Genomic DNA, 12,800 nt, shown 5'->3' on the forward strand with positions numbered 1-12,800 from the left:
ACCATGAGAGGCGATGACGCATGCCCGAGATCGATGGGGAGACCGCACCGGGGTTCGAAGAGGTGCGCGAGGTGTTCGCGGCCGGCCTGGGCGAAGGGGGCGCCGCCGTCGGCGTCTACCTGCACGGACGGAAGGTCGTCGACCTGTGGGGCGGCCTGGCCGACCCCGGGCGCGACCGCCGCTGGGAACGCGACACCGTGCAGGTGGTGTACTCCACCACCAAGGCCGTCACCGCCGCGTGCGCACACCTCGCCGCCCAGCGCGGCGAACTCGACCTCGACGCGCCCGTCGCGGCGTACTGGCCCGAGTTCGCCGCGAACGGCAAGGCGGACATCCCGGTCCGCTGGCTGCTCACCCACCAGGCCGGGCTCGCCGCGTTCGACCACCCGCTGACCCCCGCCGACGCCGTCGCCTGGGAACCCGTGGTGTCCGCGCTGGCCGCGCAGCGACCCAACTGGGAGCCCGGCACCGATCACGGCTACCACGCCCACACCTACGGCTGGCTGGTCGGCGAGGTCGTCCGCCGCGCCACCGGCCGCACGATCGGCACGTTCCTGGCCGACGAGATCGCCGCCCCCCTCGGCCTGGACCTGTGGATCGGCCTGCCGGAGTCCGAGCACCACCGCACCGGCCGGGTCATCGCCACGCCGCTCGACATGGAGGCGTTCGCCCGGATCGACCTCGACGCCCTGCCCGAGCCGATGCGCGACATGATGGCCGCCTACGCCGACCCCACCTCGCTCACCAGCCGCGCGACGTTCGCGTTCCAGCCCGCGCTCGACCACAACGACCCCCGCGAGCTGGCCGCCGAGATGCCCTCGACCAACGGCGTCTGCACGGCACGCTCCCTGGCCCGCTTCTACGCCGCGCTGATCGGCGAGGTGGACGGGCACCGGATCCTCAGGCCCGACGTCCTGGCGGCGGCCATCGCCGAGCGGGCCGCCGGGCTCGACCGGGTGCTGCGCGTGCCGTCCCGGCTGGGCACCGGCTTCGGCCTGCCCACCCCCGACGCCTTCTGGTACACCACGGCCGCCTTCGGCTTCCCCGGCTACGGCGGCTCGCTCGGCTTCGCCGACCCGGCGAGCGGCCTGGCCTTCGGCTACGTCATGAACCGGATCGTCGCGGGCCCGCCCGACTCCCGCGCCGCCGATCTGCTGGCGGCGGTCCGCAAGGCCATGTGATCCGGTTCTTTGCCGGGGCGATACCGAATGATCCCAGGTCAGGCGACACGCGGTACATAGACTCGACGCGCACCGGATCAACCAGGAGTTCCCGCCGTGGCCGAGTTCGACCCACCGGAAAGCGTCGTGCTGGCGATGGTGACCTTCCTCGCCGCGAGCGAGCGGGTCACCGAGATCGCCGCCGGGCATCCGCCGCCCACCAAGGTCGCGGCCGGGGAGGCGCGGGTCACCGACGAGCAGCGCCACGACCTCGCGACGGCGCGCGCCGACGAGCAGCGCGCGGCGCGCGAGCTGCGCTACCACGAGTGGTGGGCGTCCCTTGAGCCCGAACACCGGGTCGAGGCCGACATGTACGTCCGCCGCCTGGCCCAGGACCGGATGCGTCAGAGCTGACGGCCGCGCGCTCCCCGGTCAGTGCACGTGGGCGCGCGGGAGATCCTGGGAGCTGAGCAGCCGCTGCAGGCGTTCCAGCCCGGTCTGGAGGCTCTGGTCGTCCAGGGCGTAGGACAGGCGCAGGCAGCCGGGGGCGCCGAACGCCTCACCGGGCAGCAGCGCCACCGACGCCTCGTCCAGGATGAACGTCGCCAGTTCGGCGGTGTTCGCGAAGGAGTGGCCGAGGATCGACTTGGTGAGCAGGCGCTTGACGGAGGGGAAGCAGTAGAAGGCGCCCTGCGGGGTGGGACAGTCGACGCCACGGATGCCCTGCAGGACGTTCACCATCAGGCGGCGGCGCCGGTCGTAGGCGGCCAGTACGCCGTCGAACCCCGGGCGGCCGTTGCGCAGCGCGCAGATCGCGGCGACCTGGGCGACATTGGTGACGTTGGACGACATGTGCGACTGGAAGTTGACGGCCGCCTTGATCGCGGCGGTGGGGCCGTAGATCCAGCCCACGCGCCACCCGGTCATCCCGTAGGTCTTGGACACCCCACCGATGACGAGGCACCGGCCGGCCACCTCGGGGGCCGCGGCGGGCATGGACCGGGCGACGGCTCCGTCGTAGACGAGATGCTGGTAGATCTCATCGCTGATCACCCAGATGCCGCGCCGCGCCGCCCAGACGCCGATGGCCCGGGTCTCCTCCGGGGTGTACACGGTGCCGGTCGGGTTGGCGGGCGAGCCGAAGAACAGCACCTTCGTCCGCGGCGACACGTGCGCGTCCAGGAGTTCGGGCGTCACCTTGTAGTCGGTGCGATCGCCGGTGTGGACGGTGACGGGGGTCGCGCCGGCCAGCCGTACGGCTTCGGGGTAGGTGGTCCAGTAGGGGGCGGGGATCAGCGCCTCGTCGCCGCCGTCGAGCAGGACCATGCAGGCGAGGTAGACGGCCTGCTTGGCGCCGTTCGTCACCAGGATGTCGCCGTCGGCGACGGTGAGGCCGGTGTCCGCCAGGATGGTCTCGGCGACGGCCCTGCGCAGTTCCGGCAGTCCCGCCGCCGAGGTGTAACGATGGTTGACGGGGTCTCCGCAGGCCCGCTGGGCCGCCTCGACGATGTGTCCGGGGGTGGGGAAGTCGGGCTCACCCGCGCCGAAGCTCACGATGCGATGCCCGGCGGCCCGCAGCTCGGCCGCCCGCGATGAGACCGCCATGGTCGCGGAGCCCGCGATGGCGCCCGCTCGTTCGCTCAATCCGATGGACATGGTTTCTCCGTTCACGATGACGAGTCGGCGAGGGTTCTGAGGAAGGCGTCGTTCTCATCGGGACTCCCCACCGTCACGCGCAGCCAGCCGGCCGGGCCCAGATCGCGGACGAGCACACCGTGCGCGGCGAGCCGGGACGCCACGTGCGTGGAGTCGCCGCCGGTGTCGAAGAACAGGAAGTTCGCGTCGCTCGGCGCGACGTCGTGTCCCGCGCGGACCAGCGCGTCGCGCACCCTCCGGCGCTCGGCGAGGATGCCGGGGACGTGCGCCAGGAGTTCTTCGGAACGTTCCAGCGCGGCGAGCGCGACCGCCGTCGTCAGCGTCGACAGATGGTACGGCAGCGCGACCAGGCGCAGCGGCTCCAGCACGCCCGGCGCGGCGAGCAGGAAGCCCGCTCGGATCCCGGCGAAGCCGAACGCCTTGGACATGGTCCGGGAGATCACCAGCCGAGGGTGATCGGAGAGCATTCCGGCCCGGCTGCCCAGGCGGGAGAACTCGACATACGCCTCGTCGAGGACGACGAGCCCCGGCGCCGCGCTCAGGACGGCGTCCAGGGTCGCGGGGTCCAGCGGCGTTCCCGTCGGGTTGTTGGGCGCGCAGAGAAAGACGAGGTGCGGCCGGTGCGCCCGCACGGCGGCGGACGCGGTCTCTGCGTCGAGGCCGAAGTCGCCGCCGCGAGCGCCCGCCGCCCACCGGGTGCCGGTGATCGCGGCGATCCGCTCGTGCATGGAGTACGTGGGACCGAACCCGAGTGCCGTGCGGCCGGGGCCGCCGTAGGCCAGCAGGAGATGGAGCAGCACCTCGTTGGAGCCGTTGCCCGGCCAGACCATGTCGGGCCGTACGTCATGCCCGACATATCGGGCCAGTGCCGTGCGCAGGGCTGTCAGGTCGGTGTCCGGGTACCGGTTGGTGGTGGCCAGCGCCCCGGCGGCGGCGTCGCGCAGCGCCTCCAGGTGACGGCCCCGTGGCGGGAACGGGCTCTCGTTGTTGTTCAGCGGCGCGACCGGAGCCCCGGCCGAGGGGAACGGGCGGTTGTCGTACGGGCGGGCCGTCCGCAGATCAGCACGGACCAGCAGGGGTGACATTCATTCTCCGGTGTCGTCTGATGTCCCGTTGATCCGCGCGAGCAGGCGGTACATCGAGGTCTTCCAGTTGCTCTCCAACTCGCGGGCGGCCGCGGCCAGATCCCGGGCGGCCAGCGCCTCGGCGATGCGCGTGTGCTGGTGAAGCGACTCCTGGACACTCTCCCGATCGCCCAGGTAGGCGTGTTCGTAGCGATGGACCACGCGTTTCGTGTCGTTGATCATGTCGATCAGCCGGCCGTTGGGGCAGACCTCCAGCAGGCTGGCGTGCCACTCGTCGTCGGCGCGCTGTGTCTCGCGGACGTCGCCGGCCGCCGCCATCCGCTCAGCGAGCTCGATGAGGCGCGGCGCCAGGGCGGCGAGCTCATCGGGGTCGGAGAGGGTGATCGCGAGCACTTCGAGCTGCGCGATGATCGGGTAGCTCTCGCGGATGTCCCGCTCGCTGAGCGCCGCGACCCAGTAGCCTCGGTTCGGGCGGGCGTCGAGGATGCCTTCCTGCGCCAGGCTCGCCAGCGCCTCGCGAAGCGGGGTGCGGCTGACGCCGATCTCGGCGGCCAGATGGACCTCGTTGATACGAGAGCCCACGGGAAATCTGCCTTGCAGGAGACGATCGAGGATCTCGTCTCTCACTTGCTCACGCAAGAGCTTGCGGGCGACCGCCATCTCGTCTCCAGGGCATGCTTTCGGTGATGTAGTCATGAGAATACTACATACTGAACTCAGAGTGCAGCAGCGCTACTCTGATCGCGATTCCCATCCCGCCCCCTCCCGGAGGCCGTATCATGCCCGATTTCGCCCTTCACAGATCACCGAGAGTCACCAGAACGCCGGGCCTCGGCGAGGATCCCCGCGACGCCCCCCGACGATTCCACCGGTCGATGCCGGGCTACGCCCCCAGCCCGCTCGCCGACTCCCCCGAGCTGGCACGGCGGATGGGGGTGGGCAGCGTCCTGATCAAGAACGAGCAGACCCGCCTCGGGCTGCCCTCGTTCAAGATCCTCGGGTCGTCGTGGGGCATTCATCGTACGTTGTGCGAGCGCCTGGACCTGGATCCCGGCATCTCCTTCGAGGAGCTGCGCCGGGCCGCCGGGCCGCTCCGGGACCACCTGCTGACCTGCGCCACCGACGGAAACCATGGCCGGGCCGTGGCCCACATGGCCAGGCTCCTCGGCCTGCGCTCCCGCATCTACGTGCCGGTGGACGTGTCGGCGTCACGGGCCGCGGCGATCGAGAGCGAGGGGGCGGAGGTCGTCCGGGTGTTCGCCGGATACGACGACGCGGTGCGTTACGCCGCCGTGCAGGCCGACCGCGATCCGCACGCCATCCTGGTCTCCGACACCGCCTGGCCGGGATACGAGACGGTGCCCAGGCGGGTGATCGAGGGCTACTCGACGATCTTCCTCGAACTGGACGAGCAGCTCGTGGAGCGCGGGCTCGATCCCGAGGCCGCGGTGGACCTGGTGATCGTGCCGGCCGGGGTGGGCGCCTTCGCCGCGGCCGTCTGCCTGCACTTCGGCCCGCGCCCGGCGACGCGCGTCGCCACCGTGGAGCCGGACAGCGCCGACTGCGTGCACCGCTCGCTGCGGGCCGGCGTCCGCACCACCGTCCCGGGGCCGCACTATTCCATCATGGCGGGCCTGAACTGCGGCGAGACGAGCGTGGTGGCCTGGCCGATCCTGCTCGGCACCGTCGGCGCGTCCATCACGGTGGACGACCGGGCGGCCCGCGAGGCCATGCGGATCTTCGCGGAGAGCGGCGTCGAGTCGGGAGAGAGCGGCGCCGCCTCACTCGCGGGCGCGCTGCTGGTGTCGGAGGACTCCGGCATCCGGGCCGAGCTGGGCCTGACGCCCGAGAGCACGATCCTGCTGCTGAACACCGAGGGCGCCAGCGACCGCGAGAGCTACCGGCACATCGTGGGAGCCCTTTCCACCGTGACCGACCACCCGGACACCGCCAGGCTATTTGCGGGGTAATGTCCGATTCGGCGGGCGTTTTCCCAGGAAAGTTCTTCCCGACACCTTCTTGACACCGGCGCGCACACATCTGCATTCTGTGTGCAGAACGCAGTTAGAAGCGTGTGGGGGACCTGCCTCGACTGCCCGTTGTCAACCGACCGCCTGATCCGGCGTCCATCGACGAAACCAACAGAGGTGGGAGGATTGTGTTCCTTCGCGCCAGAGGCCTTGCGGCCGTCGGCATAGTCTCAGTTCTGTCCTTGTCCATCGCTTCCTGTGGGAGCGCCCCGGCCGCAGGCAAGGAGGGGTCGTTCTCCGCGGCGATCCTCGAACCCTCCTCGCTGCTGCCGGCCAACTATTCAGAGGTCTACGGCTCGCAGGTCGTGTCCGCGCTGTTCACGCCACTGGTGACGTTCGACGTCAAGACCAACCAGATCCGGCTGGACGTCGCCCAGAGCATCGAGAGCGACGACAGCAAGCACTGGAAGGTCACCCTCAAACCGGGGTGGAAATTCCACAACGGCGAGGCGGTCACCTCCCGCTCGTTCGTGGACGCGTGGAACTTCGCCGCCGCCAAGAAGTCGGCGCAGCTCAACGCATACGTCTTCGGCGACATCGAGGGCTACGCCGACGTCAGGTCCGGAAAGACGGACAAGATGACGGGCCTGAACGTCATCGACGACCTGAACTTCGAGATCAAGCTGTCCCGCGCGTGGTCGCAGTTCAAGCAGTTGCTCGGCTACCCGGCGTTCTCGCCGCTGCCGTCCGTCGCCTACGCCGACCCCCGGGCGTTCGAGCAGCGGCCGATCGGGAACGGTCCTTTCGCGATGGCGGACGCCTGGCAGCACGACCAGTTGATCACCCTGCGCCGCAACGACTCCTACGCCGGCGTCAAGGCCAAGGCGATGGGCGTCAACTTCAAGATCTACCAGAGCTTCGACACCGCCTACAACGACCTGCTCGCCGGCAATTTGGACGTGCTGCCCGCCGTGCCCACCGCGCGGATCACCGAGGCCAAGGGCCAGCTCGGGGACCGCTTCGGCGAATCTCCCAGCGGCCGGATGGAGTACCTCGGCTTCCCGGTGAAGAGCGAGAAGTTCAAGTCGGCCGGAGTGCGCAAGGCCGTCTCCATGGCCATCGACCGGGACGCCATCACCAAGGCGATCTTCAGAGGCACGCGCACGCCCGCGACCGGCTTCGTCCCGCCCGTCGTCCCCGGCGCCGCGCAGGACGCCTGCGGCACGCTGTGCCGTCACGACGCCGCCGCGGCCAAGGCGGCCTTCGACGAGGCCGGCGGTGTTCCCGGCGGCTCCTTCACCATCGGCTACAACAGCGACGCGCCCGAGAACAAGGAATGGGTCGAGGCCGCCGCGCGGCAGATCTCCAAGTCCCTTGGCCTGAACGTGCAGACCAAGGCGTATCCCAAGCTCGCCGTCCTGCTCGGCGACCTGGGCAGCGGGAAGGTCGACACCGCCTTCCGCACCGCCTGGACCTTCTACTTCCCCAGCCCGGAGAACTACCTCAAGCCGCTGTTCACCCAGGACGCGGGAGAGAACTTCTCCGGCTACGCCAACGACGAGTTCGAGAAGCTGCTGCGCGACGGCGCCGCCGCCCACGACACCGAGACCGCCACCGCCAAGTACGCCGAGGCCGAGAAGGCGCTTTTGCAGGACATGCCGTACGTGCCGCTGTGGTACCAGGGCACGATGTCCGGGCACTCCAAGCGGGTCGGCGACGTGAGCGTGGACGCCTTCCGCAGGCTGCGGATCGAGTCCGTGGTCGTCAAGTAGCCAGAGGATCGACCGTGCTCCGTTACATCACGAGCCGCCTCGCCCAAGCGGTGCTGGTCCTCGTCGGCGCGACCTTCGTCATCTTCGTCATCACCTTCGCCCTGCCGGGCGACCCGGTGCAGGCCCTGGCCGGCGAGCGTGCGGCCGACCCGGCGTTCGCCGAGGCGATCCGCGCCCGCTACCACCTGGACGAACCGCTCATCCAGCAGTACGGCCGCTTCCTTTTCGGGGTCGTCCAGGGCGACCTGGGACAGACCTTCAGCGGGCAGGACGTGGCCCAGATGCTCGGCGAGCGGATCGGGGTCAGCGCCAGGCTCGCCGCCGTCGCCCTGGCGTTCCAGATCGTCATCGGCGTGGGCGCGGGCGTCGTGTCCGCGCTGCGCCGCAACGGCGTCGCCGACGCCGGCGTGCGGATCATGACCCTCGCGGGCCTGTCCGTCCCGTTCTTCGTGACCGCCTTCGTGCTCCAGCTCGTGGTGGGAGTACAGCTCGGCTGGCTACCGGTCGCCGGCACCGAGGACGGCCTGCTCAGCTACATCCTGCCCGGATTCGTGCTCGGCTCGCTGTCCACGGCCTACGTCGCCCGGCTGACCCGGGGCCAGCTCGCCGAGTCGCTACGCGAGGACTACGTGCGGATGGCGACCGCGAAGGGGGTGAACCGGGTCCGGGTCGTCGTGCACCACGCGCTGCGCAACAGCCTGATCCCGGTCATCACGTTCCTCGGCCTGGAGATGGGGGCGCTGCTCAGCGGCGCCGTCATCACCGAGAGCATCTTCAACCTGCCGGGCATGGGCCAGGCCATGGCACGTGCCGTCTACCTGGGCGAACGCACCACGGTCGTGGGGGTGGTCACCGTCTTCGTGCTCGTCTACGTGGTGGTGAACCTGATCGTCGACCTGCTGTACGCCGTACTCGATCCGAGGATCCGCTATGCCTGAGCTCGCCACGGCCACCGACGTCCCGCAGTGGACCGAGGCCCCGCCGCGCGGGCGGCGGCGTTCGGTCTGGCGCAGGCTGTCGCGCAGCCCCCTCTTCTACGTGTCCGCCGCGCTGCTCGTCGTCATGGGGCTGATGGCCCTCGCGCCCGGCCTGATCGCCACCACCGACCCGCAGGACTGCGACCTGGGCAGGACGCTCGCCCCGGCGGACGCCGGCCAGTGGCTGGGCCGCGACCTGCAGGGCTGCGACGTGTTCTCGCACAGCGTGTACGGCGCGCGCGCCAGCCTCGGCATCGGCGTCGCCGTCTCCCTGCTGACCGGCCTGATCGGCGGCGTGATCGGCGCCGCGGCCGGGTACTTCGGCGGCTGGATCGACGGCGCGCTGTCCAGGATCACCGAGATCTTCCTGGCCATCCCGCTGCTGCTGGGCGCGAGCGTGCTGCTGACCCTGTTCGGCACCTCGGGCAGCGGCGCGTGGATGGTGATCGTCGCGTTGTCCCTGCACGGGTGGCCGCAGGTCGCCCGGATCACCCGCTCCTCCGTGCTGGAGGTCAGGCAGCAGGACTTCATGGTGGCCGCCGCCGCCATCGGCTGTTCACGGTTCAGGGCGCTGGTCCAGCACGTCGTGCCGAACAGCCTCGGCCCGTGGCTGGTGGTCGTGACCACGAACCTCGGGGTGTTCATCACCTACGAGTCGATCATCTCCATGCTGGGCGTCGGGCTGCGCCCGCCGACCATCTCGTGGGGCCAGATGATCCACGACGCCCAGGCGCGCTTCCTGGAGGCCCCCCTCCCCCTGCTGGGCCCGGCGCTGTTCCTCAGCGTCACCGTGCTGGCCTTCATCCTGCTCGGCGACGTCGTCCGGGACGCCATCGACCCGAGAGGTTCATCATGAGCGGGCATCTGCTGGAGGTCGACGGGCTGCGGGTCGAGTTCGTCTCGGACGACGGGCCCGTGCGGGTGCTGCGCGGGGTGAGCTGGCATGTGGACCGCGGGGAGACGCTCGCCATCCTGGGCGAGTCGGGTTCGGGCAAGAGCCTGACCGCTCAGGTGATCATGGGGATCCTGGAGACGCCGCCGGCCAGGATCAGCGACGGGAGCGTCCGCTGGGACGGCCGCGACCTGCTCCGCCTGCCTGAGTCGGGGCGTCGCGAAGTGCGCGGGCAGGGCATCGGCATGGTCTTCCAGGACTCGCTGTCCGCGCTCAATCCGGTCGTTCGCGTCGGCCCGCAGATCGGCGAGACGCTGCGCACCCGGCTCAGGCTGTCCCGGTCCGAGGCCAGGGCGCGGGCCGTCGAGCTGATGCGGCAGGTGCGGATCCCGGACGCGGAACGGCGCTACCGCCAGTACCCGCACGAGTTCTCCGGGGGCATGCGGCAGCGCGCCGTCATCGCGATGGCGCTGGCGCTCTCCCCCGGGGTGCTGATCGCCGACGAGCCCACGACGGCGCTGGACGCGACCGTCCAGGTCCAGATCCTGCGGCTGCTCCAGACGCTGCAGCGGGAATCCGGCATGGGCCTGGTGCTGATCACGCACGACTTCGGCGCGGTCGCGTCGATCGCGGACCGGGTGGCGGTGATGTACGCGGGCCGCGTCGTGGAGACGGGCGCGGTGCGCGACATCTTCCGGCGTCCCGCCCATCCCTACACCAGGGCGCTGCTCGATGCGGTGCCCCGGGCCGATCGCCGGGCCGGACGGCTGGCCGCCCTGCCCGGCCAGCCGCCCGTGCTCGGCGGGGAGACCACCGGCTGCGCGTTCCGCTTCCGCTGCGCCGCCGCCCACGCCGCCTGCGAAGAGCGGGAGCCGGAGCTGACCGAGCACGCGCAGGGCCGGTGGAGCGCCTGTCACATGGGAAAGGAGATGCTCGCTCATGTCCCCGCCGATTCTTGAGGTCTCCGGCGTCACCCGCCACTACGCGGTCGGACGTCGATGGCCGCTGGGCCCCTCGACGCGCGTGCACGCCGTGGACGGGGTGTCCTTCACCCTGGGCGAGCGGGAGACGCTCGGCCTGGTCGGCGAGTCCGGCTGCGGCAAGTCGACGCTCGGCCGGATGCTCGTGGCCCTCGACCGGCCCACGTCCGGAACCATCAAATACCGTGGCGAGGACATCCACCGGCTCAGCCGGGCGGGGCTGAAGGCGCTGCGCCGCAAGATCCAGATCATCCTGCAGGACCCGTACACCAGTCTGGACCCTCGGATGAGGGTGGGCGACATCGTCGCCGAGCCGCTGGTCGTGCACGGCGAGGGGACGGCGGCCACGCGGCGGCGCCGTACGCAGGAGCTGTTCGAGCTGATCGGGCTCAATCCCGACCACATGAACCGCTACCCCCACGAGTTCTCCGGCGGGCAGCGCCAGCGCATCGGCATCGCCCGCGCGCTGGCCCTGGGGCCGGAGGTCGTCATCTGCGACGAACCCGTCTCGGCGCTGGACGTCTCGATTCAGGCGCAGGTGCTCAACCTGCTGGCCGACCTGCAGGAAGAGCTGAACCTCTCCTATGTCTTCATCGCCCACGACCTGACCGTCGTCCGGCAGATCAGTCACCGGGTGGCCGTGATGTACCTCGGGAAGGTCATCGAGATCGGCGCGGAGGACGCGGTCTACGGGCATCCGGGGCATCCCTATACCCAGGCGCTGCTGTCGGCCGCACCGCCGACCGATCCGGATCTGGCTCGCGAGCAGGACGTGATCATGCTTGAGGGCGATCCGCCGAGCCCGGCCTCGCCGCCCAGCGGCTGCCGCTTCCGCACCCGCTGCTGGAAGGCGGAGGAGGTGTGCGGGATCCACGAGCCCGAGCTGGTGGAGGGCATCGACGGGCGCAGCCGTACGGCGTGCCACTTCGCCACGGCCGCCCCCGCTCCTCCCGCCGCGAACTGAGGCTCCGGCGCGACCCGCGTAACGATCATCCATTACTGTATTCTGTACACAGAATTCTGGAGGAAATGTGAATCAGGCCCCGCACGACCGTCAGTACGCCGTACGCGCCGCCCGCGTGCTGGACCCCGCGTCCGGTGAGTACTTCGAGAACGCCGGCGTCGTCGTCGCCGATGGCCGGATGGTCTCCGTCGTCGACACCCCGCCGGCCGACGCCGAGATCATCGACGTGGGCGACCTCACCCTCATGCCGGGCCTCGTGGACTGTCACACGCACATGCTGCTGCGCCCCGAGGACCAGGTGTGGCCCCCGGCCATCCTGTTCAAGACGCAGGTGTACCGGGTGATCGAGGGTGTCGCGGCGTGCGACCGGGCGCTGCAGATCGGCTTCACCAGCGCCAGGGACACCGACAACGAGCAGGTCTGGCACGGTGACACCGCGCTGCGCGACGCCATCGAGGCCGGCATCATCCCCGGGCCGAGGATGGCCGTCGCCTCCGACGGCATCTCCATCACCGGCGGCGACATGCGCATCGACGACAAGGTGAACCCGGAGCTCCACCTCCCCGACGTCGCGGGAATGGTGGACACCAGGGACGAACTGATCAAGGAGGTCCGCCGGCAGATCAAGATCGGCGCCGACTGGGTCAAGATCTACGCGACCAGCACCCGCAAGGACGTCGAGCCTGAGGAGCTGGAGCCGCTCCACCAGTTCACCGAAGAGGACATCGCCGCCGTGGTCGCCGAGGCCAAGCGGTACCGGCGCGACGTCGCCGCGCACGCGTACGGCAAGGACGGCGCGCAGGCCGCGATCCGCGGCGGCGTCCGCACGCTGGAGCACGGCCCGCTGCTCACCGAGGAGGACCTGCAGGCCATGCTCGAATTCGGCACCTTCTGGGTGCCGACCATGGGCACCTACTACAAGCGCCAGCACACCGAGTTCGACCGGCGCTTCGTGAAGCGGCACGAGGGCGCCTTCAAGCGCGGCCTCGAACTCGGCGTCAAGATCGCCTTCGGCACCGATGTGGGCTCCTTCCCGCACGGGGAGCAGATGGACGAGTTCAGCCTGATGGTGCAGTACGGCATGAAGCCGGTGGACGCGATCAGGTCGGCCACCGTGGTGGCGGCCGAGGTGCTGCGCAAGGAAGGGCAGATCGGCACGCTCGCCGCCGACTCCCACGCCGACCTCATCGCGGTGGAGGGCGACCCCCTCCAGGACATCGAGGCGCTCAAGCGCGTGGCGTTCGTGATGAAGGGCGGCCTCGTCCACCGTGACGACCGCGCGGTGTCCGCGAAGACCCCCGAGGTCCAGTGGACTCCGGCCCGCTGAGTCCCGGGACGAGGAGC

General features: G+C 70.4%; 12 protein-coding genes. 9 read left to right on the forward strand and 3 right to left on the reverse strand.

The features are described 5' to 3' along the window. The first annotated feature begins 20 nt into the window (after positions 1–20). Positions 21–1,181, forward strand: coding sequence for a serine hydrolase domain-containing protein (locus P3X83_RS00360; protein WP_277303184.1), 1,161 nt, complete (start codon positions 21–23; stop codon positions 1,179–1,181). A 96-nt stretch (positions 1,182–1,277) separates the two neighbouring features. Then, on the forward strand, positions 1,278–1,574 hold the full coding sequence (locus tag P3X83_RS00365) for a hypothetical protein (RefSeq protein WP_277303185.1): 297 nt from the start codon (positions 1,278–1,280) through the stop codon (positions 1,572–1,574). Positions 1,575–1,592: 18 nt separating this feature from the next. Here P3X83_RS00365 and P3X83_RS00370 read toward each other — a convergent pair whose 3' ends face one another. From P3X83_RS00370 to P3X83_RS00380, 3 genes are read right to left on the reverse strand one after another with little or no spacing between them, the layout of a single operon-like run. Then, the gene (locus tag P3X83_RS00370) at positions 1,593–2,816 is read right to left on the reverse strand and encodes a pyridoxal phosphate-dependent aminotransferase (RefSeq protein WP_277303186.1); all 1,224 of its coding nucleotides are present in this window, start codon (positions 2,814–2,816) and stop codon (positions 1,593–1,595) included. Between the two features lie 11 nt (positions 2,817–2,827). Next, positions 2,828–3,901 (reverse strand): histidinol-phosphate transaminase, encoded by a 1,074-nt coding sequence (locus tag P3X83_RS00375; RefSeq protein WP_277303187.1) that lies wholly within the window; start codon positions 3,899–3,901, stop codon positions 2,828–2,830. Then, positions 3,902–4,561, reverse strand: a complete 660-nt coding sequence (locus P3X83_RS00380) for a GntR family transcriptional regulator (protein ID WP_277303188.1) — start codon at positions 4,559–4,561, stop codon at positions 3,902–3,904. It abuts the gene before it with no gap. A 119-nt stretch (positions 4,562–4,680) separates the two neighbouring features. Here P3X83_RS00380 and P3X83_RS00385 point away from each other — a divergent pair, with 119 nt between their 5' ends. The 7 genes from P3X83_RS00385 to P3X83_RS00415 all read left to right on the forward strand — a co-directional run bounded on the left by P3X83_RS00385 (position 4,681) and on the right by P3X83_RS00415 (position 12,783). Further along, a complete protein-coding gene (locus P3X83_RS00385; protein ID WP_277303189.1) occupies positions 4,681–5,871 on the forward strand; it encodes a diaminopropionate ammonia-lyase in 1,191 nt (396 codons plus the stop codon). A gap of 242 nt (positions 5,872–6,113) precedes the next feature. After that, complete coding sequence (locus tag P3X83_RS00390; RefSeq protein ID WP_277303190.1) at positions 6,114–7,643, forward strand: ABC transporter substrate-binding protein; 1,530 nt, start codon at positions 6,114–6,116, stop codon at positions 7,641–7,643. Between the two features lie 14 nt (positions 7,644–7,657). Beyond that, on the forward strand, positions 7,658–8,581 hold the full coding sequence (locus P3X83_RS00395; RefSeq protein WP_277303191.1) for an ABC transporter permease: 924 nt from the start codon (positions 7,658–7,660) through the stop codon (positions 8,579–8,581). After that, a complete protein-coding gene (locus P3X83_RS00400) occupies positions 8,574–9,476 on the forward strand; it encodes an ABC transporter permease (RefSeq protein ID WP_277303192.1) in 903 nt (300 codons plus the stop codon). The genes P3X83_RS00395 and P3X83_RS00400 overlap by 8 nt, the downstream gene beginning before the upstream one ends. Continuing rightward, on the forward strand, positions 9,473–10,471 hold the full coding sequence (locus tag P3X83_RS00405) for an ABC transporter ATP-binding protein (RefSeq protein WP_277303193.1): 999 nt from the start codon (positions 9,473–9,475) through the stop codon (positions 10,469–10,471). Before P3X83_RS00400 ends, P3X83_RS00405 begins: the two co-directional genes overlap by 4 nt. Next, positions 10,452–11,456: a dipeptide ABC transporter ATP-binding protein gene (locus P3X83_RS00410; RefSeq protein ID WP_277303194.1), complete on the forward strand. Its 1,005-nt coding sequence runs from the start codon at positions 10,452–10,454 to the stop codon at positions 11,454–11,456. Before P3X83_RS00405 ends, P3X83_RS00410 begins: the two co-directional genes overlap by 20 nt. A 67-nt stretch (positions 11,457–11,523) precedes the next feature. Then, entirely contained in the window at positions 11,524–12,783 is a 1,260-nt protein-coding gene (locus tag P3X83_RS00415) for an amidohydrolase family protein (RefSeq protein WP_277303195.1), read from the forward strand. Positions 12,784–12,800 lie beyond the last annotated feature (17 nt).

The organism is Spongiactinospora sp. TRM90649 (assembly GCF_029382225.1).
Classification (GTDB): domain Bacteria; phylum Actinomycetota; class Actinomycetes; order Streptosporangiales; family Streptosporangiaceae; genus Spongiactinospora.